23 protein-coding genes and 1 other RNA gene are annotated in these 23,368 nt (G+C 44.2%); 8 read left to right on the top strand and 16 right to left on the bottom strand.

The features are described 5' to 3' along the window. Positions 1–111: 111 nt before the first annotated feature. A complete protein-coding gene (gene mltF, locus BCU07_RS01805) occupies positions 112–1,680 on the top strand; it encodes a membrane-bound lytic murein transglycosylase MltF (RefSeq protein ID WP_017067640.1) in 1,569 nt (522 codons plus the stop codon). A gap of 302 nt (positions 1,681–1,982) precedes the next feature. After that, a complete protein-coding gene (locus BCU07_RS01800; protein WP_017059878.1) occupies positions 1,983–2,114 on the top strand; it encodes a hypothetical protein in 132 nt (43 codons plus the stop codon). A 61-nt stretch (positions 2,115–2,175) separates the two neighbouring features. Here the strand turns inward: BCU07_RS01800 and tadA are convergent, their stop codons facing one another. From tadA to BCU07_RS01765, 7 genes are all read right to left on the bottom strand, one after another. Next, positions 2,176–2,781, bottom strand: coding sequence for a tRNA adenosine(34) deaminase TadA (gene tadA, locus BCU07_RS01795; RefSeq protein WP_032545688.1), 606 nt, complete (start codon positions 2,779–2,781; stop codon positions 2,176–2,178). A gap of 85 nt (positions 2,782–2,866) precedes the next feature. Further along, positions 2,867–4,156, bottom strand: coding sequence for a hemolysin family protein (locus BCU07_RS01790; protein ID WP_017059876.1), 1,290 nt, complete (start codon positions 4,154–4,156; stop codon positions 2,867–2,869). A gap of 214 nt (positions 4,157–4,370) precedes the next feature. Next, entirely contained in the window at positions 4,371–5,933 is a 1,563-nt protein-coding gene (locus BCU07_RS01785; protein WP_017059875.1) for an AbgT family transporter, read from the bottom strand. 298 nt (positions 5,934–6,231) lie between these two features. Then, positions 6,232–6,681 carry a prepilin-type N-terminal cleavage/methylation domain-containing protein gene (locus BCU07_RS01780; protein WP_102428273.1) on the bottom strand — a complete coding sequence of 150 codons (450 nt, stop codon included), beginning with the start codon at positions 6,679–6,681 and terminating at the stop codon, positions 6,232–6,234. Then, positions 6,671–7,981, bottom strand: coding sequence for a hypothetical protein (locus tag BCU07_RS01775; RefSeq protein ID WP_102428274.1), 1,311 nt, complete (start codon positions 7,979–7,981; stop codon positions 6,671–6,673). The genes BCU07_RS01780 and BCU07_RS01775 overlap by 11 nt, the downstream gene beginning before the upstream one ends. After that, positions 7,978–8,559, bottom strand: a complete 582-nt coding sequence (locus BCU07_RS01770; protein ID WP_017059872.1) for a PilW family protein — start codon at positions 8,557–8,559, stop codon at positions 7,978–7,980. The genes BCU07_RS01775 and BCU07_RS01770 overlap by 4 nt, the downstream gene beginning before the upstream one ends. A 28-nt stretch (positions 8,560–8,587) precedes the next feature. Beyond that, positions 8,588–9,136, bottom strand: a complete 549-nt coding sequence (locus BCU07_RS01765; protein ID WP_017059871.1) for a GspH/FimT family pseudopilin — start codon at positions 9,134–9,136, stop codon at positions 8,588–8,590. Between the two features lie 102 nt (positions 9,137–9,238). Between BCU07_RS01765 and BCU07_RS01760 the strand changes: the two genes are divergently transcribed. Next, a complete protein-coding gene (locus tag BCU07_RS01760) occupies positions 9,239–9,676 on the top strand; it encodes a type IV pilin protein (protein WP_017059870.1) in 438 nt (145 codons plus the stop codon). A gap of 154 nt (positions 9,677–9,830) precedes the next feature. Here BCU07_RS01760 and dnaJ read toward each other — a convergent pair whose 3' ends face one another. The 5 genes from dnaJ to grpE all read right to left on the bottom strand — a co-directional run bounded on the left by dnaJ (position 9,831) and on the right by grpE (position 17,107). After that, positions 9,831–10,979: a molecular chaperone DnaJ gene (gene dnaJ / locus BCU07_RS01755; RefSeq protein ID WP_102428275.1), complete on the bottom strand. Its 1,149-nt coding sequence runs from the start codon at positions 10,977–10,979 to the stop codon at positions 9,831–9,833. A gap of 284 nt (positions 10,980–11,263) precedes the next feature. Further along, positions 11,264–13,177 (bottom strand): molecular chaperone DnaK, encoded by a 1,914-nt coding sequence (gene dnaK / locus BCU07_RS01750; protein WP_017059868.1) that lies wholly within the window; start codon positions 13,175–13,177, stop codon positions 11,264–11,266. 389 nt (positions 13,178–13,566) lie between these two features. Then, positions 13,567–14,604 (bottom strand): polysaccharide lyase family 7 protein, encoded by a 1,038-nt coding sequence (locus tag BCU07_RS01745; protein ID WP_017059866.1) that lies wholly within the window; start codon positions 14,602–14,604, stop codon positions 13,567–13,569. Positions 14,605–14,862: 258 nt separating this feature from the next. After that, positions 14,863–16,137, bottom strand: a complete 1,275-nt coding sequence (locus BCU07_RS01740) for a dicarboxylate/amino acid:cation symporter (RefSeq protein WP_019823920.1) — start codon at positions 16,135–16,137, stop codon at positions 14,863–14,865. A 388-nt stretch (positions 16,138–16,525) separates the two neighbouring features. Continuing rightward, positions 16,526–17,107: a nucleotide exchange factor GrpE gene (grpE, locus tag BCU07_RS01735; RefSeq protein WP_102393637.1), complete on the bottom strand. Its 582-nt coding sequence runs from the start codon at positions 17,105–17,107 to the stop codon at positions 16,526–16,528. A 143-nt stretch (positions 17,108–17,250) separates the two neighbouring features. Here grpE and nadK point away from each other — a divergent pair, with 143 nt between their 5' ends. The 3 genes from nadK (at position 17,251) to bamE (ending at position 20,621) form a co-directional block, all read left to right on the top strand. Next, positions 17,251–18,135: an NAD(+) kinase gene (gene nadK / locus BCU07_RS01730; RefSeq protein WP_004735161.1), complete on the top strand. Its 885-nt coding sequence runs from the start codon at positions 17,251–17,253 to the stop codon at positions 18,133–18,135. A 294-nt stretch (positions 18,136–18,429) separates the two neighbouring features. Beyond that, positions 18,430–20,094 (top strand): DNA repair protein RecN, encoded by a 1,665-nt coding sequence (gene recN, locus BCU07_RS01725; RefSeq protein ID WP_017098044.1) that lies wholly within the window; start codon positions 18,430–18,432, stop codon positions 20,092–20,094. A gap of 167 nt (positions 20,095–20,261) precedes the next feature. Continuing rightward, the gene (gene bamE, locus BCU07_RS01720; RefSeq protein ID WP_004735159.1) at positions 20,262–20,621 is read left to right on the top strand and encodes an outer membrane protein assembly factor BamE; all 360 of its coding nucleotides are present in this window, start codon (positions 20,262–20,264) and stop codon (positions 20,619–20,621) included. A gap of 216 nt (positions 20,622–20,837) precedes the next feature. On the opposite strand, the gene BCU07_RS01715 is transcribed toward bamE, so the two are convergent. Together BCU07_RS01715 and BCU07_RS01710 are read right to left on the bottom strand one after the other, a co-directional pair. Beyond that, positions 20,838–21,149, bottom strand: a complete 312-nt coding sequence (locus BCU07_RS01715) for an RnfH family protein (protein ID WP_004735158.1) — start codon at positions 21,147–21,149, stop codon at positions 20,838–20,840. 3 nt (positions 21,150–21,152) lie between these two features. Beyond that, entirely contained in the window at positions 21,153–21,581 is a 429-nt protein-coding gene (locus BCU07_RS01710) for an SRPBCC family protein (RefSeq protein WP_012603332.1), read from the bottom strand. 119 nt (positions 21,582–21,700) lie between these two features. Here BCU07_RS01710 and smpB point away from each other — a divergent pair, with 119 nt between their 5' ends. Further along, complete coding sequence (smpB, locus tag BCU07_RS01705; protein WP_004735156.1) at positions 21,701–22,186, top strand: SsrA-binding protein SmpB; 486 nt, start codon at positions 21,701–21,703, stop codon at positions 22,184–22,186. Positions 22,187–22,252: 66 nt separating this feature from the next. Beyond that, positions 22,253–22,619, top strand: a transfer-messenger RNA (tmRNA) gene (gene ssrA / locus BCU07_RS01700). A gap of 87 nt (positions 22,620–22,706) precedes the next feature. Here the strand turns inward: ssrA and BCU07_RS01695 are convergent. Together BCU07_RS01695 and BCU07_RS01690 are read right to left on the bottom strand one after the other, a co-directional pair. Further along, positions 22,707–22,970: a M48 family metallopeptidase gene (locus BCU07_RS01695; RefSeq protein WP_229649987.1), complete on the bottom strand. Its 264-nt coding sequence runs from the start codon at positions 22,968–22,970 to the stop codon at positions 22,707–22,709. A gap of 40 nt (positions 22,971–23,010) precedes the next feature. After that, on the bottom strand, positions 23,011–23,199 hold the full coding sequence (locus tag BCU07_RS01690; RefSeq protein WP_241910049.1) for a YgjP-like metallopeptidase domain-containing protein: 189 nt from the start codon (positions 23,197–23,199) through the stop codon (positions 23,011–23,013). Positions 23,200–23,368: the final 169 nt, after the last annotated feature.

Raw genomic sequence — 23,368 nt, 5'->3', positions numbered from 1 at the left:
GGTACTTTTGCTGCATTTATCACCACTTTTACAACTGTTTAATTAAACCTGCTTTGCCAGCCTTGCGGGGTTTGGTATAAAGGAGCTTCCACTTTTCGAGATTTCATTTTGATGCCTAAATTTACGCTCATCTTTTCGTCTAAGTTCCTTCTGCTCGCCATCGCCCTATTTGGGTTGGCTGGATGCCAGATTGAATCTGAACCTAAAAGTGTCCTTGAGCAGATACGAGATCGTGGCGTTCTTCGTGTCGGCACCCTAAATAACCAACTCTCTTATTACATCGGTCCTGATGGTCCTGCTGGCTTGGATTACGAATTAGCTCGTGAATTTGCGCAGGAGCTTGGTGTAAAGCTTGAGGTTAAACCCGCTTACCGTTTGTCTGGCTTGTTCCCTGCACTGCAGAAAGGCGAAATCGATCTTATCGCGACCGGCTTAACGCAAAACAACAAACTGACACGAGCTTATCGCGCCGCACCTGCTTATTACTACGTAAGCCAACAGGTCGTATACAAAAAAGGCCAGTGGCGACCGAGAAACCTTGAACAACTGATCAATTTCGAGAATGAGCGTCAGGTTGACTTTGTTAAAGCACAAACTGAATCAGAAGAGGCGGCGTCTACTGACACATTAACGCCATCTTTGGTTGTGGTGAAAGACTCACACTTTGAGCCAACACTAAAGCAGCTGCAGAAAACACACGATGACTTTATCTATGATGCGGTCGGCAATGCTGATATCAACGACCTGCTCAAAGAAGTATCGACTGGCGAGCGCTTATTTACGGTTGCGGACTCAATTGAGCTGTCACTGGCACAACGTTTATACCCAGACGTAGCTTTGGCTTTTGAACTGACAGAAGACCAACCTATCTCTTGGTATTTGCAGAAGTCTGAAGATGAAAGCCTTTATGCTCTGTTGATTGAGTTCTTCGGTAACCTAAAACAGTCTGGTGAACTGGCTTCACTAGAAGAGAAATACATCGGCCACATCGGCACTTTTGACTACGTTGATACTCGTGCCTTTATCCGCGCACTGGACAGCAAGTTGCCAAAATGGTCGCCGCTATTTCAAAGGTACTCTCAAGAATTTGATTGGCGCTTGATTGCCGCTTTGGCCTACCAAGAATCACACTGGAACCCTGTTGCGCGCTCACCAACGGGTGTTCGTGGCATGATGATGTTGACACTGCCCACCGCGAAGAGTGTTGGGGTAACCAACCGTCTCGACCCGAACCAGTCGGTACAAGGCGGTGTTGAGTACCTGCGTCGTATCGTGAACCGAGTACCAGATTCAATCACTCAACACGAAAAGATCTGGTTTGCACTTGCTTCATACAATGTCGGTTACGGGCACATGATGGACGCGCGTCGCCTCACGAAGGCACAAGGTGGCGATCCCGATGCTTGGGGCGATGTGAAAGACAGACTGCCTCTGTTAAGACAGAAGAAGTACTACAGCCAAACTCGCTACGGCTATGCGCGTGGTGATGAAGCGAGAAACTACGTTGAGAACATTCGCCGTTATTACCAAAGCATCATCGGCCATGTAAATAAGCGTAATAAAGAACAAGAAGAGAGTCTTGAGGGTTTGATTGTCATCCCACCTTTAGAGACTTCTAGTGCTGAATCAAGCATTAGCGCTGCTGAATCGACAGTAAGCAGTTCAGAATCTTCGCAATAGAAACTAAAAGAGCAATGCCATTAAGCATTGCTCTTTTTTATTGTGCTTTTTATAACTGCGCATAAAAGAATAAGCTCGACAAAAGGCCGTGAAAATCGATGTGTCATATTGCAGTAACAATCGAACTTTATAACGGCACACCATAATCAAAATTACGCTCTGTTGCACTTCCGTGCTGGGTTTTCGCTAGAACTGCTCTTCTGGGTAAGCCAAGCGCGCGACAGGCCAAATAAACGAATAACACTATAATTAAATCGTTAGTCCAAACTAAAAAGTCAGACGACAAATAGGAAATCATTGAAATGATGAAGAAACTGAAATCGAAACGCCTTGATAAGACCGTTGCTGCAAACCGTCGTAAGCGTATGCTTTCAAATAATAAGAAGAAGATCATTTGGCGCAATCGCGCTTTCATGCAGATGATTGCTGAGTAAATGTAGTTACTCAGTCAGTTTGCTTGGCACTCTTGCGATAGAGAGTGCCGAAAGTACGCTGCTATTTCTTATTGCCAGCCTTCATCTCTGCTTCTAAACGCTGCTCTTCCAACAGACGTTCTTGCTTTCGCTTCTCTTTTATCTCTTTTCTACGACGCTTGAAAAACGCTTGTAATTGCTCACGGCACTCTTCCTCTAACAAACCATGTTCAACGTCGGCATAGTGGTATGAGGCTTGGCTTTCAAACAAGTTCAATACTGTACCTGCAGCGCCCGCTTTTAAGTCTGGAGCACCAAACACAATGCGCTTTACTCGGCTGTGTAGCAACGCGCCTGCGCACATTGGGCAAGGCTCTAGCGTGACATATAAAGTGGTATCGAGTAGCCGATAGTTTTCTAAGGTTTGACCGGCTTTACGCAAGGTTTCAATTTCTGCGTGTGCCGTTGCATCGTGGCTGCCAATCGAACGGTTCCATCCTTCAGAGATAATCTGCCCATCTTTCACTAATACCGCACCCACTGGAACCTCTCCCTCGCTCTCTGCTTGCTTAGCTACCTCAATGGCGCGTCGCATGAAGATTTCATCTTGAGGGGTGAATTGATGGTCTGACAAAGGGAACTCCAGAAAACAAAGGATAAAAACGAAAATAGGTATGCGGTGAAGCATACCTAATCTTCGTGATAATGAACAATAAAGAGGTTAAGACAACAAGAGACAATGAACCATTGCCGCTTGCTGGTTGGTCGAACTGTTAGCTATTAGCGTCTTCTGTGTCACCGGCTATTGGCGTCGCTTTGATGCTCACAATACGGTTATTCTCAACAGAGATAATTTCAAACTGCCACTGCTGGTATTGAACAACTTCGCCTGCATCCGGTAAGCGCCCTATTAACCAAGTCACAAGGCCATTCAACGTTTGGAAGCTCTCGCTTTCGCCCTCAAAATCCGATAGCTCTAAACGGTTCTTCAGTTCACTGATAGGAATCAATCCATCCACCAACAAACCGTCTTCCACTTGCTCGGTCCAAAGATCGTTCGGATTATTCGATAGCTCGCCAGCAATCGCCTCAAGAATATCGTAATGAGTCACAAGACCTTGAACATCGCCATACTCGTCGACAATGAATGCCATCTCGGTGCCCGACTCTTTAAAGTAGCCAAGTAGACGCAGAGCTTTCATCGATTCTGGAACATAGATCGGCGAGCGAGACAGCCCCATGATCACTTGAATGCTTAGATTGCCCGCCTGATTCAGCAAGGCTTTGGCTGACACTGTACCCACCACTTTATTGAGGTGATCTTGGCACAATGGAAACACACTGTGTTTTGATGAACGCAGTTTCTTTAATATCTGCTCAACGGGTTGGTCGACATCCAGAAAGTCGATGTCTCGACGCGGAGTCATCAATGAGCTCACAAGACGATCATCAAGCTGCAAGATATTACGAATCATCTCTTGTTCGCCGCGTTCAATCACACCCGATTCTGAGCCCTCTTTCACAAGTGCATGGATATCATCTTCGGTAACGCTATCTTCTTCACCGCCTCGGCCCATCAACTTAAGAATACCTTCCGTTGAAGCCGACAACGCAAACACAAACGGCGTCGCGATTTTAGATAACCAGAAGATTGGCAGCGCGACTAACACAGCAATGTTTTCAGCTTGAGACTGAGCAAAACGCTTTGGTACCAACTCACCGACAACGATAGCGAAATAAGTAATACCTACCACCACAACCGCAGTAGACAAGATGTTCGCTTGTGTTGGGTCTAGTCCCCACAGTTCAAGTTGAACGGCTAGTGGAGCCGATAGCGTCGCCTCACCCACAATCCCGCTGAGTAGGCCGATTACCGTGATACCGATTTGGATTGTAGAGAGGAAGCGGGTTGGGTTTTCTTTGAGATCAAGAGCAACCTGAGCGGAGCGGTGTTTTTCGGCTAAGCGTTTCAGCCGACTATTTTTTGCTGCTACCAATGCAATCTCAGACATGGCAAACAGACCATTTAAAACAATTAACCCTACTAAAAGCAGAATTTTCATGTGGCTTGGATTTCCTAAATTTACCGGCCAACAATTAGCCGTAATCCGGAGTATAAGCTGAGTGCCTTTATTTTGAATATAAAAAGTTTTGGATATAGAAAGTTTTGGATATAAAAACCTTGGATATAAAAAACGGAAAAAATAGCGAAAAAAAGCCCGCACATTTCGGTGCGGGCTTAGCAATGAATAAAGCTTAGTTTTGCTTAGTTCAATCTTACATTGTGTAAGTGTAAGGTGCTTGGATACCTAGTGGGATACCAAGAGCCCAGTAAGCTAGCAAGAAGATAGACCAACCGATTAACATCGCAATCGAGAATGGCATCATTAGAGAAGCTAGAGTACCGATACCTGTCGACTTAACGTAGCGCTGACAGTAAACAACAACCAGTGGGAAGAACACCATTAGTGGAGAGATGATGTTAGACACTGAGTCACCTACACGGTAAGCCGCTTGAGATAGCTCAGGAGAGATACCCACAACCATTAGCATTGGAACTAGGATAGGACCAATCAGTGCCCACTTAGCTGAAGCAGAACCAACAAGAAGGTTAACTGCAGCCGTTAGTAGAATCATACCAACAACCGTTGCTTCACCTGGAAGGTCCATCGCTTTCAAGCCTTCAGCACCGTAAAGTGCCAGCATAGTACCGATGTTTGATTGAGCGAATGCAGATAGGAACTGAGCACAGAAGAACGACATTACAATGTATGCGCCCATCGTTGCCATCGTCTCAGACATTGCTTTGATAACATCATTACTATTCTTGAATGTACCCGCTACACGGCCGTAGACGATACCCGGAATAATAAACAGGATGAAGATCAGAGGAACGATAGACTTCATTACTGGTGCTGAGAACGCCGTTAATTCGCCTTCAGGTGAACGAAGTGCTGAGTTTTCAGGCATTAGAGCCGCGATAAGCAGACCAATACCGGCAACCATTGCCCAACCAGCGAATTTGAATGCTTTAGATTCAATGGCTGTGAACGTACCTAGATCAGGTGCTTGTTCTGCATCTTCATCTACAGGCGTATTAGCAAGACGAGGCTCGATAATTTTCTCTGTAACGTACCAACCAATTGCCACAATTAGAATTGAAGACAAACCAGTAAAGAAGATGTTCGCTAGAGGGTTGATCACATATGCAGGGTCAAGAACGTTTGCCGCTGTTTGAGTGAAACCAGCTAGTAGCGGATCAATACCTGAAGGGATAAAGTTCGCTGAGAAACCACCTGATACACCAGCAAACGCTGCTGCAATACCCGCTAGAGGGTGACGACCCGCAGCGTGGAAGATGATACCGCCAAGAGGGATTACTAGAACGTAACCTGCATCAGCTGCTGTGTGAGACACGATAGCAACCAAGATTAGCATCGGCGTTAGTAGCTTAGCTGGCGTGAAGTTAAGCATCTTCTTAAGGCCAGTCGTAATGAAGCCTGAAGAGTCTGCAACGCCAACACCTAGCATAGCAACAAGTACGATGCCTAGAGGTGCGAAGCCTGTGAACGTGGTAACCATATTCGCTAGGAAGCTAGCAAGCGCTTCACCAGTTAGTAGGTTGTTTACTTCAAGAGCAGCACCCGTTTGAGGGTTGATTAAGTCGAATGAAAGATTCGATAAAAGTGCAGATGCTACCCATACAATAACTAGAGCCCAGAAGAACAGGATTGCTGGATCTGGAATTTTGTTGCCGGCGCGTTCAATGAAGTTTAGAAAGCGGTCCATACCACTGATCTTCTCAGTCGATGGTGCTTTTTTTACGGCTTGGTTACTCATTGTAACTCCATATGTGATGTTGTTTTGTTTAGGCCTAATATAAGTTTTGACCACGGCCTATTGGTACAGCACATATTCTATTAAAGTCGTTATTAAAAAGCACAAGATTCCACCTAATTTTCCATAAATGGAGACATATTTTGCAAAAATACCATACAACCACAACAATATAAAAACATAAAAAACACCATTCCATATACAGAGTTTTAACTAGCACGTAAACAATGTCCGAGGAGTGAAAATTATCAGTAAAAGGGGTAGCATGAGCCTTGGCATGCAGTAAACGTTTGCTTGAGGGTCAATCAAACTCACTGTATTTGGAGAGCATAGTTTCGAGGTAAATACTTTGTGCGTGGTTCATACGATCTTGCCATGCAATTGTGACAGTAATGCTTTTTAATGCGCTAGACAGAGCACCGTTTGCATTAGTCACTTCACAGGTCATGGCATAGGCAGAACCCGACAAACCGGATAAAGCATCTGAACTTGCTATGTTGAGACAATGACTCGCCTGATTTAGTTCCGAAAAAGGAATTAAACCTACCGCCCCACTCGCATTAGACGCCCGAGTTCGATAATACTCCATCTGCCTTTCTGCAAAATGCAGCGCTTCGATACTCTGAATCGCATAGTCGGCTTTCTGCTCAGTGTAGGTCTGCAGCTTGACCATGCCTAACGCGGCCACGTCCACCAGTAGAAAAGAGATAAGTACTTCAAGTAAACTAAAACCACGCTGGTTAGAAATCACTCCATGAGCCCTTTTTCCACTGTATTTCGACAGGTTCATCATGCGGGTTGTATTCTCCTCGATAATCTAGATTCATCGAGCCTTTAATCGTAGAAAGCCCCCCGATTGAATCCAAAAATATGCCTCCTTTAGGGAAGAAGGAAGCGTTAGCTATATAGGTACTATTTTCTTTAACCAATAAAGAGTAATCCATCGTTGCTGGTAACTTATCCCAACTATCAGCAAGAAAGTCCGTGTTGTTTTCAGCACCTGAAGCGTCCTTGAAGACACTCATGTCATTCAAGTGATAAAAAGCACCATCAAGTACACTGGCGTTTCCATTTGCGAAAATCCCATTTTCGACCACTAAAGATCGTGGTGTGATCGTTCCTGCACTATCCACAATATTAATGGCTGGGTGCCAAACTACACAGTCCCCAATGACCCACACCTTAGTTTTACCAGCTGAAAAGGCATCATTGATTCGAGTACTGCACTCCTTGCCCACGTATTTATTTGTGTTTGAATCGAAATCTACATGCATGGTATTCCCGTGAGAATCCGTCTCTAATAGGTTTATTACCTCATATTCATTACTTTTAAGGGCGTTGATATTGTCCGTTGTTTTCTTTACCCCGAAGTAGTTTTCGAAACCATTTAGATTGGTGTCATGAACGTAATCACTCATAAAAGCACCGCTAGGATCACTACCCGATGCGGTAATCGTTGCGCTCTCACTCAAGTCAGTTACCGCATCTTTACAAGCGCTAAAATCTGCAGGTGCATTCTCAGGATTAGAAACGGTGGTTAAGCTCCCCCCTGTACCTTTGGTGTGTATAACAGAGTCGAAAAACCGAACTGCCACACACTCATATACACCGTTGTTACTGGTTTCACTGAGTTCAGGGTCGATATCCATGATGTCCTCGGAAATAATTTCGAGAGCCGATATTGCTTGTATGGCCCCCAAACCCGAATCATTAGAAAATCGAATTTCTTTATTAATCGATGTTCTGTTGGCGGTTGAGACAAGGATATTAGCGTTATCGGATGATTTATCTAATGAAGAAAGCTTGTTGCTACAGGAATCCAGGAGATCACCTGGGATCGCGGTACTGCTGTTTTCAATAATAACGCTTAGACCACACTCCAATCCCCCCTCGGCGGTCCAATGTTCTTTGCGAGCTTGAACCTCGTTTTGAGCACGCTTTATTTGGTAAAAAGTGGTTTTAAAGCTACCAAGAGAAACGATCAGCACACCAATCAATAGAATACTGACTAGAAGTAGTGTTACCGCTCCATTTTGCTTTAATCGCATCATTGCCAATTCCTTTGTACCACTGAAGTCACTACTCTCTGACTTTCATCTGCATTCACAAGAGAAGCTTCTAGAGCGATATCGACTCTTTGCGAGGTTGCCAGACTGTTAGATAACTCAGTTACAGAAACCAAAAAAAGTTCTACTTCTATTTGCTTTTCGAAAAACAAACTTTCACATGTCATTGCTCCCAAACCAGATGACGTAATCTGAGTGATATCTAATAAATAAGAAGATTCTTCTTGGCAATAGTTCAGCTTATTACCCTTAAATTGATAGACAATGTTTCGATAGGCCGAAGATGCGCTGTTTTGTCGATAAACAAAACCAACGTAAGATTCACTGGCACTGGATTGAAAGGTATAAATCGTATTGGCAGCGCCCGATAGCTTCACTGATTGTCCAGAGTCTGCATCATAACCGGCTCGCCAGAGCTCCTCTTTCATCATTTGAGTAGTAGCGAATAGGTTCTGAGATAAGAGCAGCTCCAAGCTCTTTTCTGAACTCAAACGTTGGTTGGTAACAAATACCGAGCCGATAGTACCGATAACAATCACACCGATCACAGAGGCCACTAACATTTCGACCAAGGTACTACCTTGAACACTCCTAGCCACAGATCTCATAACCATAATGACCTATGCTATTGCGCCCATCGCTGTTTGGGTCACTGCTGCAAATTCGGATCCGCCCTGTCGTTTTCGATGCGATGATTGAAAGTACATCCGACAGCGCATTCGTGGAGGCGAGTGAAACATTACCGTCTCGAAAACGTCCCCTGACGTTATCGATCGCAATTGAAGTACTATTGGAGAAATTAAAGTCTACTTTTATACCTCTATATGCCGAACCATCAAGATGCATAAGTACATTATCAGAAACGTAAAATGTTGAACTGCTCAACACCATATCCCAATCACCATCAGAACTTTCGGTTCCACCTAAGGCACCTGAAACCAAGAACAAAACATAAAGCTCTTGGTTACGAGTGACCGCTTCTGATCGGGCAGTAATAAGAAAACTATGAACCTCAGGGGCTAAGCGCTGCAGTTTAGAAGAAGCCAACAAAGAACTAAAACTAGGGGCAGCCGCAGCCAGTAGCACTGAAAGCACCACTACAGTAATCAGCAGCTCTAATAGCGTAAACCCGCGAGTCATTTCCCAAATTCCTATGTAATAACTTGAGCAACCGTACTCAACCTTGCGCACATGCTAACACTAAGGAAAAATAGCCAGATAAGTGAAAAGGAAGTCCTCGTGATGATTCGAAAAAATAAATGCAACAGCAACAACACGCGCGTAAAAGGGATGACATTGATCGAGTTATTGATTGTGGTTGCCATCATTGGGATTTTGGGGGCTATCGCCTATCCGAGCTATACCAACCACGTAGTGACTGGACATCGAACTAGCGCACTCGCTGACATAGCTCGAATTCAATTAGAACTAGAAGCAGCCTATGACAGCGGTTATGACTGGAGTGGTATTGTTTCGGGAAGCGATTGTTTGATCTGCGATACCGAAGCGAGTCGTTTTGTTTTCAGTGTCACCAGTTCGGCTTCTGCTGCCTATACGATTACAGCAACACCTCAGTCGGGAGTAGGTCAAGATAAAGACAACTGCTTCGATGGACAAAACCATAAAGTGCTCACTCTCGACAGTGCTAATGTCGAATACCCAGAAGCCTGCTGGATGTAGTGTGATGAGGGTTTCAGGTGAAGAGAAAGAGAAAGAGAAAGAGAAAGAGAAAGAGAAAGAGAAAGAGAAAGAACCAGGTTTGAGATACAAAAAAAACCTGCTACATGAGCAGGTTTTTTAACTTTATCAACAACTTAAAGTATCAACAATCTAATTACTTAGTTAGGTCATCGAAGAAGTTTTTAACGCCGCTAAAGAAACCTTCAGACTTTGGCTTATGCTTGCTTGCCGCTTCACCACAACAGGTTTCTTCGAATTCACGCAGTAATTCTTTCTGGCGAGCGCTTAGCTTAACTGGAGTCTCAACCACTAGCTTAACGATTAGATCACCCACACCGCCGCCACGAACGCCTTTCACGCCTTTGCCACGCATACGGAACATACGGCCCGTTTGTGTTTCTTCTGGCACTTTAAGGTTTACACGACCATCCAGTGTTGGAACTTCAACTTCACCGCCTAAAGCAGCCATAGAGAAGCTTACTGGCACTTCACAGTAAAGGTTGTTGCCGTCACGCTCAAAGATATTGTGCTCTTTTACGTGTACTTGTACGTACAAGTCGCCAGCTGGAGCGCCGTGCTCCCCTGCTTCGCCTTCGCCAGATAGACGAATGCGATCACCAGTATCAACACCTGCTGGGATCTTAACGTTAAGCGTTTTCGTCTTCTGTTTGCGACCTTGACCATGACATGAGTTACATGGGTCTTTGATGATCTTGCCTTTACCGTTACAAGTAGGACAAGTCTGTTGAACCGCAAAGAAACCTTGGCGCATTTGTACCTGGCCGTGGCCATGACAAGTACCACACGTTTGTGCAGAAGAACCCGCTTTCGCGCCGCTGCCGTCACAAGTATCACACTCTACAAGTGTTGGTACTTCGATTTCTTTAGAAACACCACGAACCGCTTCTTCTAGAGAAAGTTCCATGTTGTAACGTAGATCTGAACCACGTTGTGCACGCTGTTGACCGCCACCACGACGACCGCCGCCGAAGATGTCGCCAAATACGTCACCGAAGATATCGCCGAAGTCACCTTGGCCACCGCCGCCAAAACCACCGCCGCCGCCCATGCCACCTTGTTCAAAGGCTGCATGACCGTATTGGTCGTAAGCTGCTTTCTTTTGAGAATCGGTTAGGATCTCGTACGCTACTTTTACTTCTTTAAACTTATCTGCTGCGGTCTCATCACCCTGGTTACGGTCCGGGTGGAATTTCATCGCTAAGCGTTTGTACGCTTTTTTAATATCGCGCTCTGATGCATCGCGGCTTACGCCTAATACTTCGTAAAAATCACGTTTTGACATGTTCTAGGTCACCAAAATAATTGCTACTACCGAATGATCACTTCAGTAGTCTGTGTATCAATCTAGATAAAAGTTCTGCCGGCTGAAATGCCGAATAAAGCTATTATCTAGATCGACAAGTCTAAATACAAATTTACGGGCGTGAGAGTTACCTCTGACGCCCGCAATAATAAGTCTTTGAGACAAATTTCTAAGCAGATAGCTTGAGTCCTAAGTGGAAGCGCGGAGCCTACGTTAGTAGGTGGACACTTCCGATAACGAAATCAGGCTACTCTGCGACGAAATTATTTTTTGTCTTCTTTAACTTCTTCAAACTCAGCGTCTACAACATCGTCGTCTTGCTTAGGTTGTTCACCAGCGTCAGCACCAGCTTGTTCAGCTTGAGCTTTCTGTTGAGCAATTTCCATTAGCTTTTGAGCTGCTTGCATAAGTTCTTGAACTTTAGCGTCGATAGCTTCTTTATCGTTACCAGACTTAACTTCTTCTAGTGCAGTGATAGCCGCTTCGATTTTAGCTTTCTCGTCTGCAGGTAGAGCTTCACCAGCTTCTTCTACTTGCTTCTTAGTGCCGTGAATCATTTGGTCAGCTTGGTTACGTGCAGTTACTAGCTCTTCGAACTTTTTGTCCGCTTCTTTGTTAGCTTCTGCTTCTTGTACCATTGCTTCGATCTCTTCCTCAGACAGGCCGCCTGATGCTTGGATAGTGATCTTCTGCTCTTTACCTGTTGCTTTATCTTTAGCAGATACGTTCAGGATACCATCAGCATCTAGGTCGAATGTTACTTCGATTTGTGGCATGCCACGTGGTGCTGGTTGGATACCTTCTAGGTTAAACTGACCAAGAGACTTGTTGTAAGTCGCTTGCTTACGCTCACCTTGAAGAACGTGGATAGTTACTGCGTTTTGGTTGTCTTCAGCTGTAGAGAACACTTGATCCGCTTTAGTAGGGATAGTTGTGTTTTTCTCGATAAGCTTAGTCATCACGCCGCCCATCGTTTCGATACCGAAAGATAGAGGAGTAACGTCTAGTAGTAGAACGTCTTTAACGTCACCAGCTAGTACACCACCTTGAACAGCAGCACCCATTGCAACAGCTTCGTCAGGGTTCACGTCTTTACGTGGCTCTTTACCGAAGAATTCAGTTACTTTAGCTTGAACCATAGGCATACGAGTTTGACCACCAACTAGGATAACGTCAGTGATTTCGCCTACAGATAGGTCAGCATCTGCTAGAGCTACTTTTAGTGGCTCAAGAGAACGTTGAACTAGGTCTTCAACTAGAGACTCAAGCTTCGCACGAGTCACTTTGATGTTCATGTGCTTAGGACCAGTCGCATCAGCAGTAACGTAAGGTAGGTTTACGTCAGTTTGAGTAGTAGAAGAAAGCTCGATTTTCGCTTTTTCTGCTGCTTCTTTAACACGCTGCATTGCTAGTGGATCAGCTTTAAGGTCGATACCTTGTTCTTTCTTGAACTCATCTACTAGGTAGTTGATCATGCGGTTATCGAAATCTTCACCACCAAGGTGAGTGTCACCGTTAGTTGAAAGAACTTCGAAAGTCTTCTCGCCTTCTACTTCATCGATTTCGATGATAGAGATATCGAATGTACCACCACCAAGGTCGTATACAGCGATAGTGCGATCACCACCTTGCTTGTCTAGGCCGTAAGCTAGAGCAGCAGCAGTTGGTTCGTTGATGATACGTTTAACATCTAGACCAGCGATACGGCCAGCATCTTTCGTTGCTTGACGTTGAGCATCGTTGAAGTAAGCAGGAACAGTTACTACTGCGCCAGTTACTTCTTCGCCTAGGAAGTCTTCAGCTGTTTTCTTCATTTTCTTAAGAACTTCAGCAGATACTTGAGGAGCAGCCATTTTTTGGCCTTGCGCTTCAACCCATGCATCACCGTTGTCAGCCTTAACAATGTTGAAAGGCATGATTTCGATATCGCGTTGAACTTCTTCATCTTCAAAACGACGACCGATTAGACGCTTAATTGCGTATAGCGTGTTTTGAGGGTTAGTAACTGCTTGACGTTTCGCAGGTTGACCAACTAGCGTCTCGCCGTCAGTGTATGCGATTACCGATGCTGTTGTGCGTTCGCCTTCAGCATTTTCTAGTACGCGTGGTTTGTCGCCGTCTAAAACAGCAACACAAGAGTTAGTAGTACCTAAATCAATACCAATGATTCGACCCATCAGGCTATCTCCGAAATATAATCTATATTAGTTTTTTGCTATACCCACATATGTGGGGGGCGGTAATCAGGGATTCAACCCTAATACACAAAATTTAAGTGCAAATGTAATTTGCTTTCGTATGCACCATAGATAAGGGCTGCAAACTGGTTTTCAAGGGAATAAGTAAAAAAAATCTATTTTTTCCCGTATCTTTTTACATAAAGGTAAAAAGTGACCGATCCCTTGCCAATTAAGGCTCCAATGTTGAGAAACTCTCGCATTTGTCGCCACATTGAAACCTCAACCCTATTCCAGATGCCATAAAAAAAGACCTTCATGTGGAAGGTCTTTTTCAAATAGATATTAATCAGTTAAATATTGTTCAAATGGTGACTGATTCAGCCATATTATTGGTTGAGCACTAACTGGTAGAAGCTCGCTTGAGTGTAATCACCCGCTTCCATACCACGCCATTCACAGGCTGAGCTCGACTTCTTAGTGTTGCATTGATTGTATGCGCCCGCCTTGAAGTACATCCAGTCCTGTCCATAACCAAGGTCGATATCATGCCCCTGATACTTACCCTTAGCCAAATCAACATCATACGTCTTCACAATAGGATCGGCTGAGTTTGGATTCTTAGTAAAGGTTAAGTGCATGATGTTATCTTTGATATTCACATCGTATGAGAACACTTCACCTAGCTTGATGCCATCAGCAGGGTCCGAGCTGCCTTTTTTCAGATTGTATTGACCAAATACATCATGGCGAATGTCTTTACGAAGTTTCTTTCCGTTTTCATCCTTCGCGTTTTTCATCTCTGTCGGCGGGTTTAACTCATAGTTCCACGTTAACGAACCATGCTCATGTTCTGGCAACTTGCGGTAAACAATTTTCAGAGGTTCATTATCCGACCCATGGATTTGACCAATAACCACAGAGAATGCACCGGTTTTCTTATAATTACCGCTGGTGCTCACCTGATCAACAGAAAGTGTTGCCGTCATCTGGCCACCGATAGAGCCAAACTCTTCCGCGTTCTTATGGCTTGAAATCGCGAAGTTGTTGCTCGGCGCAGAGTAGCTATCCGCTAGCATCGCTCTTAGCTCACTACGCGTGTTTTTACTGTTTGGCGTCGTTGGAGCTGTATTCGGAGCCACAAACACCATCGCACCAGACTCGGCATCCGTGTAGAACCATTTAGGGTGAACGTAAGGCGTGTCTACATTCGACAGTTCCTTTTTACCAATCTCCAGCGTTTTACCTTTTCTAGACCCTTCAGTCGTCAGCTCCGGTAAGTTAATTTTCCATTTAGATAAATCGAAGTTTTGTGCAGGCGCTTTTGCTGGATCAAGATTGAACTGTTGACCAATATCGTGATTAGAAGCAAGAGCGGGAGCCGCTAAGAGGCTAGCAGTCAGTAAGCTTAGGTAAGACAACTTCATTATTTGGTTTCCTTTATGTCGTCATAATGTAGGTTGCCAGAACAATAAAATAATATTGTATTATTATATGTGATCTATATTAAATATTGAAAACTGATGACCCATTCAGCGCGAGTAAAAAGAAAAAATGAGACTTCGCACCAACATAGCCCCCTCTTTTAACTCAGCAGCAGACAGCCCAAAGTACCCAACAGCAGAAATAAAAAAGCCCCGCTCTGGTTGAGCGGGGCTTCGCAGTTATTGAGTCTTAATTAAGAATTAAGCTTCTGCTTTTTGCAGCTCAGCTTCTTCGTTAGCTTCAACGCCAATTTCGTTTTCAGATTTAGCAACGATAGTGTTCACCGCTGTGTCACCCACTACGTTTGAAGAAGTACAGAACATGTCACAGATACGGTCAACAGCAGCAACAATCGCTAGACCTTCTGGTGGTAAACCTAGTTGGTGCAATAGAACACCTACCATCACAACACCGCCACCAGGAACACCACCAGCACCGATAGACAGTAGCAGGATAGTTAGACCAAGAGTGAAGATATCAGCAGTATTGATTGGCTGACCAAACGCGTTTGCTACGAACATAGTTGCGAGTGCAATGTAGATAGATACACCAGACATGTTCATTGTTGCACCCAGTGGTACACCGAAACCTGCTACTGACTTAGATACGTTTAGTTTGTCAGTAAGAGTACGCATTGTTACTGGGATTGTTGCGTTCGAACTTGCTGTAGATAGTGAGAATAGAACTTGCTCACGAGTTGCACGTAGGAACTGCTTTGGAGAAATACCAGTGAATGAACCAACCATCATTGGATAGAAGAAGAAAATCCAGAACACAAGCATTGCAACCACAAGCGCCACATAGCCAGCAACTGACATTAGCGTGTCTGCATCCAGTGTTGCGCCCAGTTGAATCATCAGAGCAAATACACCGTAAGGCGCCAAGCTCATTACTAGGCCGATAAGCTTCATCATGATTTCGTTAGCCATCTTGAATGTCTTGATAGCTGGGCCACCACGAGAATCAAGCGCTTGAATAGCAAGACCTGTCAAAATTGCCATGAAGATGATTTGTAGCATGTCGCCGCTTGCGAACGCTTCTACAGGGTTGCTAGGAACGATGTTAACAACAAGAGAGAAGATGTCTGGTGTTTCAGTTGTTGTAAGCGCAATTGTCTCAGAAACCGTACCCGCAAGGTTCGCACCTGCACCTGGTTGGAAAATAAGACCAATCGTTAGCGCTGCTGAAATCGCGATGATGGTGTTAATAATGTAAAGACCAAAGGTTTTACCACCAAGACGGCCAAATGAACGAATATCTTTTAGCTCAACAATACCGCAAACAATAGATACGTATACAAGAGGAACTACAAGCAATTTGATAAGTGATACAAACATACCACCAGCACCTTCGGCAGCGCCAAGTAGATACGTATCAAAAATAGCAATACCGCTGAATAGGTACTGAATAGCAGTACCAATAAGTAGACCGGCGAACAAGCCTACAAAAATTTTACTTGAGAGCGATTTATCCATCGTTCTTCTCCAGTTTGTTGTGTTTAAAATTTGTACTTTTATAGTTATATATGCGACCAAAATCGCTATATGGCAGTGGATTTTACATATAAAGATAACAATTAAAAGTATTTATTTACAAAAACATCACAAATGTGACATCAAAACATTTACTCAATCACAACAAGTTTCATAACACAAAACTCTAAATCGCTGATCTGAATGAAATAAAAAGAACGACATTCTTAATGCGGTTTTGATGCTTATTTACGTGGACTCTCAAGTTATAGGCACAAAAAAAGAGAGGCCTATGCCTCTCTTTTTATTTTACGTAAACCAGTGATTTATTTTGTCGCTGCTACTAATTCAGTCAATGCGCCAGTCAACCACTTGGTAACGTAATACGTCATTACTTAGCAACCATAACCATCGCTGGGCGAACCACACGACCGTTTAGTTCGTAGCCTTTTTGCATCACAAACATAACCGTGTTTGATTCGTGATCTGGGCTTTCTTGAATAGACATCGCTTGGTGGAATTCAGGGTTGAACGCTTCACCTTCAGGGTTGATCTCTTTAAGACCAAACTTAGCAACTGTGTCTACGAACGTTTTGTGCGTTAGCTCAACACCTTCATACAGTGGCTTAACCACTTCGTTTTCAGCGTCTGCTGCTTGCATTGCACGCTCTAGGTTGTCGATTACAGGAAGCAGACCTTCAGCAAACTTGTTCAAAGCGAATTTACGCGCTTTATCAATTTCTTGTTCGCTACGGCGACGCATGTTTTCAACTTCAGCTTTCGCGCGAAGAACAGAATCTTGCTGCTCTTTCACTTTAGATTCACTAGAAAGCAGTGCAGCTTCCAGTTGAGCGATTTTTGCTTCCTGCTCATCAGCAGCGTCTTCATTCAGTTCAGCTTCTTCAACTTTCTCAGCTTCAGCAATGATCTGATCTAGTTCTTCTTCGGTTACTTTGTTTTCTTCGTTGCTCATGATATCTCCAGAATTCGTTTTCAATGCCAGTGACAGGCGTGTTTGCGCCTCAAATTGATATAAAACACTCGCATAGACGTTCAACTTGCCTTTATTATGGGGATGAAGAATTTTGATTCAAGCCTAATTCGTTTGGAAACGTTATGAAAAAGCCATTTGAAGTCATCGCCATTATTGGTAAACCTCGAGATCAGCAAGCAATTCAGACTCATAGAGAGCTCTATCAGTGGTTAAGTACTGAGGGTTATCAAGTGTTTGTTGATGATAGGCTCTCCAGCATTTTGGACGATATCCCACAAGAACATTTTTCTAGCCTGATTGAATTGGGTAAACGTGCCGATCTCGCAATTGTTGTGGGTGGTGATGGAAATATGCTCGGTGCGGCTAGAATTTTGTCACGTTTCGACATTTCAGTGATAGGTGTTAACCGAGGTAATCTTGGTTTCCTAACCGATCTCAACCCTGAAAACTTCCAGAGCGCGCTGACTGATGTGCTTAAGGGAGAGTTCATGGAAGAAGAACGCTTCTTACTTGAAACTGAAATTCATCGTCACGGCCAGATAAAAAGCCACAATGCAGCCCTTAATGAGGCTGTACTGCACCCCGGCCAAGTCGCGCACATGATCGAGTTCGAAGTGTATATCGATGACAGCTTCGCCTTCTCACAGCGCTCTGATGGCTTGATCGTCTCAACACCGACAGGTTCTACCGCTTATTCGCTTTCTGGCGGCGGCCCTATCCTGTCATCAAGCCTAAATGCTATCTCACTAGTGCCAATGTTCCCGCACACCCTTTCAAGCCGCCCACTTGTGGTGGATGGAAAGCGTCGTATCAAGCTTATCGTATCGCCTGATAACCGCGGTACACAGGAAGTCAGCTGCGATGGCCAAATCTCGCTACCGGTTTCTCCTGGCGATGAGATCCATATTTACCAAAGCCCGAATGTACTCAAGCTGATCCACCCTAAAGACTACAACTACTACCATGTTCTACGTAACAAACTAGGCTGGTCGAGTAAGCTGTTCTAAAAGAATAAACGCTCTAGTGGTAACCGAAAATTTGAAAGGCTGACGACATTCGTCAGCCTTTTTCATTACCAGTAAAAAGCCCGCCAACTCTCTCTTCGTCTCAATGATTCACACCGTCATTCCCAAGAAGGAGGAACGACTGAGTTGGGAATCTATAGCGGTTTCAGTGATCTACGAACAACCTCAATTCTGATAACAGTCACAAAAAAATTTCACCCACCGACTTTACTGTATAAAGAAACAGTATATACTGAGCTTATATACAGTATTGTTCAGTTATACAGGTAAATAAAAATGCTGGCTCATCTAAGTGTTAATAATTTCGCTATTGTTAAGTCTTTACAGCTAGAACTCTCTAAAGGCATGACAACAATCACCGGAGAAACTGGTGCGGGTAAATCTATCGCTATCGATGCTTTAGGCTTATGTCTTGGGGGAAGATCCGATGCAGGAATGGTTCGACAAGGTGAAGAAAAAACCGAAGTCAGTGCCGCTTTTTTACTTGAGAACAATCTGCATGCTACCCGCTGGTTAGAAGACAACGAGCTGCTTGATGGCGGTGAATGCATATTACGTAGAACCATCTCTAAAGAAGGTCGTTCTCGCGCATTCATTAACGGCAGTCCTGTCCCTCTTTCACAGTTGAAATCGCTTGGGCAGCTGTTGATCAACATTCATGGTCAACATGCGCATCATCAGTTGATGAAGAGCGATTACCAAATGGCCATGCTTGATCAATACGCAGGCCACTTGAACCTGTTGAAATCGACACGTAATGCTTACCAAGCCTGGCGACAAGCCGATAACCACTTGAAAGAGTTACGTGAAAATAGCCAGCAAAATCAAGCTCAAAAACAACTTCTTGAATACCAAATCAAAGAGTTAAATGAGCTGTCTATTGGGGAGGAAGAATATGAAGACCTCGAACAAGAGCATAAGCGCCTCTCCAATAGCGGAGAACTGGCCACAACCTGTCAGCAAGCTATCGAGCTTATTTATGAAGGCGAAGAAGTTAATGCGCTTGGTATTCTGCAATCGGCCAATAACTCCTTAATTCAGCTAGCTGAGCTAGATGAAAGATTAGCCGAGTTACCAAACTTGCTTTCCGAAGCCATTATTCAGATTGAAGAAACCAACAACGAGTTAAGAACATACCTAGACAGCATTGATGTTGATCCCGGTCGTATGGCTTACGTTGAGGAGCGTTTCTCTAAAGTGATGTCGATGTCTCGTAAACACCACGTGTTACCTGAAGAGCTGTATAAGCACCATCAAGACTTACTACAACAAGTTGAAGCGCTTGATTGCTCTGATGAAAAATTAGAAGAACTGGCAAACGAGGTGGAAAACCAATACCAATCGTTCGTTGCTAAATCAGAGAAGCTTCATAAATCTCGAACTCGTTACGCAAAAGAGCTCAACAAGCTGATCACGCAAAGCATGCACGAACTGAGCATGGAAAAAGCGCAGTTTGCCATTGAAGTGAACAACACCAACACACACCCTTCTCCATTGGGTATGGATAACGTGACCTTCATTGTTTCGACCAACCCAGGCCAACCGATGCAGCCGATTGCGAAAGTGGCCTCTGGTGGTGAGTTATCACGAATCTCATTAGCGATTCAGGTGATCACAGCGCAAAAAGTGGATACACCAAGCCTGATTTTCGATGAAGTCGATGTGGGTATCAGTGGACCAACCGCTGCGGTTGTCGGAAAAATGCTACGTAAGCTGGGCGAATCGACACAAGTTATGTGCGTGACTCACTTACCTCAAGTTGCCGGTTGCGGTCACCAACAACTTTTTGTAGCGAAGAACACTAAATCAGGTAAAACCGAGACTCAAATGCACACGCTTGATGAGCAACAACGCGTTTCAGAGCTTGCTCGACTGCTTGGTGGCAGCCAGATTACCGAATCGACGCTTGCCAACGCAAAAGAGTTATTAATCGCAGCTTAGGTTACATATTCGGCAACTTTCTGATAATTTACCGAAAATTCTTGGCAATTTTGCAACTTAATTCAAAATTGCCAGTCATAACAAGCTCAAAGCGCAAGGAGCTTTTTACTTCTTGCTGGAGCTTGTTTATTATCAGGCAGTATTTTAGCGAAGAAAGATCTCAAACTATGCGAATTAAAAAGTGGTTAGTTGCAGTTCCACTTGCACTAACAATGTTGACCGGTTGCTCTCTACTAGAGAAGTTGGTTTATCGAATTGACATCAATCAGGGTAACTATGTTGAACAAGAAGCTGTCGATCAGCTCAAGTTTGGCATGACAAAAACACAAGTTCGTTACGTTATGGGCTCACCAATGCTTATCGAAAACGGCTACCCAGATACGTGGTATTACATTTACCACCACCAAAAAGGCCATGAAGACCCTATTCAGAAAAACCTAGTCGTTAACTTTGATGCCACAGGCACTCTAGTAACGATCAACGGTGATTTTGAAGCCAGTGATGAGTTCTTCGAAAGCCTTCGCTAGCTTTCAACCAACAAAGCTTTCCAGTCAACAAAGCTCTTGGCCGATAAAGCTATCAGTCGACAAAGCTATCGGTCGACAAAGCAAGAATCGCAAAAGCCTGCTCACATGAGCAGGCTTTTTAATATCTGCTAACAAATTAGCTGCGTTGTCTAACCAACAGGCACAAAAAAGCTCGCCAATATAGCGAGCTCTCTTCTTAGTCAAACTGGTTTAGCATTACGATTTAGCCGCTGCTGCTTTCGCTTGCTCAGCACGCTTACGGCGAATCTCTTTTGGATCGGCTAACAGTGCACGGTAGATTTCGATACGGTCTTTATCACGAACCGTCGCATCTAGCTTAACGTTACGGCTGAACACGCCAACCTTATTTTTCGCTAAGTCGATTTCTGGATACAGTTCCAAAACACCAGACTGCGCAATAATCTCTTCCACAGTCGCGTTTTTGTTCACCACCAAGGTAAACACACGCTGTTCGTGCGGAAGCGCAAACACAACCTCTACGTGGATCATATCTGATTCAATAGTCATGGCTTAGTAAACCTGTTTCGCGCGTTGAGTAAAAGCACTGACCATATTGCTCGTCAGCTCATTGAAAACCTTACCAAATGCCATTTCAATCATTCGGCTAGAGAATTCAAACTCCAACTTAAGCTCAACCTTACACGCTTGATCGTCGAGCGGAGTGAAATACCAACCACCCTGCAGTTTCTTAAATGGGCCATCCACCAGCTCCATCAAGATCTCAGCGCCATCCGCTAAGCGGTTAGACGTAGTAAATGTTTTGCTGATACCGGCTTTAGATACATCAACCGAAGCCACCATAGCTGAATCTGAAGATTCGATCACACGTGAACCAGAACACCCTGGCAAAAACTCATGATAACGAGCAACATCATTGACCAAGCTGAACATCTGGTCGGCACTAAACGACACTAATGCTGAACGAGTAACCTTTGGCATATAGACTCCTGTTAAAGACAGCGTTACATTAACACAAACTGCAATTTTAATTGTATTGGGCCAGAGCGCAAATAAAAAGGATTCCCCAACTAGGGCGCAATCCGTATAATGAGGCCATTATGGCAAAGAATAAATCAAAATCAAAAGCCGGTAGTAATACCATTGCGCTTAATAAGAAAGCTCGCCACGAATATTTCATCGATGATGAGATAGAAGCGGGGCTTGAGCTACAAGGCTGGGAAGTAAAATCCCTACGTGAAGGCAAAACCAATATCGCAGAAAGCTACGTTTACATCCGAGATGGCGAAGCATTCATCAGTGGTATGACGATCACTCCGCTGACCCAAGCGAGTACTCATATCGTGGCGAACCCAACACGTATCCGTAAACTCCTGATGTCGAGAAAAGAACTCGATAACCTTATCGGTCGTATTAACCGTGAAGGCATGACACTTGTCGCAACCGCACTTTACTGGTCTCGCTCTTGGGCGAAGATTAAAGTTGGCGTAGCGAAAGGTAAAAAGCTGCACGATAAACGTACTGATATGAAAGAAAAAGATTGGGCGAGAGATAAAGCACGAATTATGAAGAGTAATTTGCGTTAATTTTAAGCACTTAAACGTACAGTGCTAGACAGGGTAAGCTTTTCTGGTACTATGCAAATAACACTTGGGGCTGATTTAGGATTCGACAGGAATTTTGAAGTCTGAGGTGCATGCCGTGGGGCGGTTGGCCACGTTAAAAGCCGCAAAAAAATAGTCGCAAACGACGAAAACTACGCACTAGCAGCTTAATAACCTGCTCAGAGCTCTCTTACCCTAGCTTCCGCTCGTAAGACGGGGACCAATAAGAGATCAAACCCAAACTAGCTAGCGTGGCTTCTCCCACCTGAGAGGAAAAGCGCGAATTATAATTCAGGTTAGCCTTTAACTAGCGTGTCGGTTCGCAGGTTGCTGGTGAAATTAAAGATCGACTAAGCATGTAGTACCAATGATGAATGATTTTTGGACGCGGGTTCAACTCCCGCCAGCTCCACCAAACGTTTGGAAAGGGTCAACTCGAAAGAGTTGGCCCTTTTTTTATGTCTCATTTGAGGATGTCTTTTTACATTAGTGAACGTACGCACTATATGATTAGATTTTGTGCATTTCCTCTAAGCCACTCTTTATGCTCTTTATAGTCGGGCATGACTCGTTCAACTTCTTTCCAGAACTGTGGCGAATGGTCATGGTGGATTAGATGACAAAGCTCATGCACCACTACGTAATCAACAACCCTGTTGGGAGCCATGACAATCACCCAGTTAAATTCTAAATCACCGTAAGGGGTACAACTGCCCCATCTACTCTTAAACTCTTTAGTACGAACAACTCCCGTTTCAACGCCCACCAACGATTCGTAACGCCTTACCTTCTCTCGAATCTTCTTATCAGCATGGCTGCTTATACCAATTCGTTAAAGCTCGGCGAATATAGTGCGCTTGTGTGGATGGGTCGGAAACGGTGACCGTAATACGTCCATTAAGTAGTTTTGTAGGCTTTAAGTCGCCTTTAAGCACTTTTAAGCGATAATTCCGCCCTAAGTATGGCAATGACTCACCTGACACATACTCTCGCATTGTCGTAGGGCTGGTGGGGCAATGAAAGAGTGCAAACACAACAAATCATCGATGCAATCCATGATTTGCATAACATTTCATATTAATATCTATTTTTTATGCAATTAAACACCCGTGATGTATGTAAAATATCTATTACGTAAACAAATCATGAGCAGAGCACTATCAA

Source organism: Vibrio sp. 10N.261.54.E10, from assembly GCF_002877735.2.
Lineage (GTDB): Bacteria > Pseudomonadota > Gammaproteobacteria > Enterobacterales > Vibrionaceae > Vibrio > Vibrio crassostreae_C.
The sequence above is the reverse complement of the archived record's forward strand: the minus strand, read 5'-3'. Positions and strand labels throughout refer to the sequence as shown.

Excerpts from the sequence above, each read along its gene's own strand:
- BCU07_RS01740 (WP_019823920.1), bottom strand. The coding sequence starts at position 16,137 with ATGGATAAATCGCTCTCAAGTAAAATTTTTGTAGGCTTGTTCGCCGGT.
- mltF (WP_017067640.1), top strand. The coding sequence starts at position 112 with ATGCCTAAATTTACGCTCATCTTTTCGTCTAAGTTCCTTCTGCTCGCC.
- BCU07_RS01710 (WP_012603332.1), bottom strand. The coding sequence starts at position 21,581 with ATGCCAAAGGTTACTCGTTCAGCATTAGTGTCGTTTAGTGCCGACCAG.
- BCU07_RS01785 (WP_017059875.1), bottom strand. The coding sequence starts at position 5,933 with ATGAGTAACCAAGCCGTAAAAAAAGCACCATCGACTGAGAAGATCAGT.
- BCU07_RS01775 (WP_102428274.1), bottom strand. The coding sequence starts at position 7,981 with ATGATGCGATTAAAGCAAAATGGAGCGGTAACACTACTTCTAGTCAGT.
- grpE (WP_102393637.1), bottom strand. The coding sequence starts at position 17,107 with ATGAGCAACGAAGAAAACAAAGTAACCGAAGAAGAACTAGATCAGATC.
- BCU07_RS01760 (WP_017059870.1), top strand. The coding sequence starts at position 9,239 with ATGATTCGAAAAAATAAATGCAACAGCAACAACACGCGCGTAAAAGGG.
- BCU07_RS01765 (WP_017059871.1), bottom strand. The coding sequence starts at position 9,136 with ATGACTCGCGGGTTTACGCTATTAGAGCTGCTGATTACTGTAGTGGTG.
- BCU07_RS01690 (WP_241910049.1), bottom strand. The coding sequence starts at position 23,199 with ATGCGAGAGTATGTGTCAGGTGAGTCATTGCCATACTTAGGGCGGAAT.
- BCU07_RS01800 (WP_017059878.1), top strand. The coding sequence starts at position 1,983 with ATGATGAAGAAACTGAAATCGAAACGCCTTGATAAGACCGTTGCTGCA.
- recN (WP_017098044.1), top strand. The coding sequence starts at position 18,430 with ATGCTGGCTCATCTAAGTGTTAATAATTTCGCTATTGTTAAGTCTTTA.
- tadA (WP_032545688.1), bottom strand. The coding sequence starts at position 2,781 with ATGCTTCACCGCATACCTATTTTCGTTTTTATCCTTTGTTTTCTGGAG.
- BCU07_RS01770 (WP_017059872.1), bottom strand. The coding sequence starts at position 8,559 with ATGTTAGTGGCCTCTGTGATCGGTGTGATTGTTATCGGTACTATCGGC.
- BCU07_RS01745 (WP_017059866.1), bottom strand. The coding sequence starts at position 14,604 with ATGAAGTTGTCTTACCTAAGCTTACTGACTGCTAGCCTCTTAGCGGCT.
- nadK (WP_004735161.1), top strand. The coding sequence starts at position 17,251 with ATGAAAAAGCCATTTGAAGTCATCGCCATTATTGGTAAACCTCGAGAT.
- BCU07_RS01790 (WP_017059876.1), bottom strand. The coding sequence starts at position 4,156 with ATGAAAATTCTGCTTTTAGTAGGGTTAATTGTTTTAAATGGTCTGTTT.
- dnaJ (WP_102428275.1), bottom strand. The coding sequence starts at position 10,979 with ATGTCAAAACGTGATTTTTACGAAGTATTAGGCGTAAGCCGCGATGCA.
- dnaK (WP_017059868.1), bottom strand. The coding sequence starts at position 13,177 with ATGGGTCGAATCATTGGTATTGATTTAGGTACTACTAACTCTTGTGTT.
- BCU07_RS01715 (WP_004735158.1), bottom strand. The coding sequence starts at position 21,149 with ATGACTATTGAATCAGATATGATCCACGTAGAGGTTGTGTTTGCGCTT.
- smpB (WP_004735156.1), top strand. The coding sequence starts at position 21,701 with ATGGCAAAGAATAAATCAAAATCAAAAGCCGGTAGTAATACCATTGCG.
- bamE (WP_004735159.1), top strand. The coding sequence starts at position 20,262 with ATGCGAATTAAAAAGTGGTTAGTTGCAGTTCCACTTGCACTAACAATG.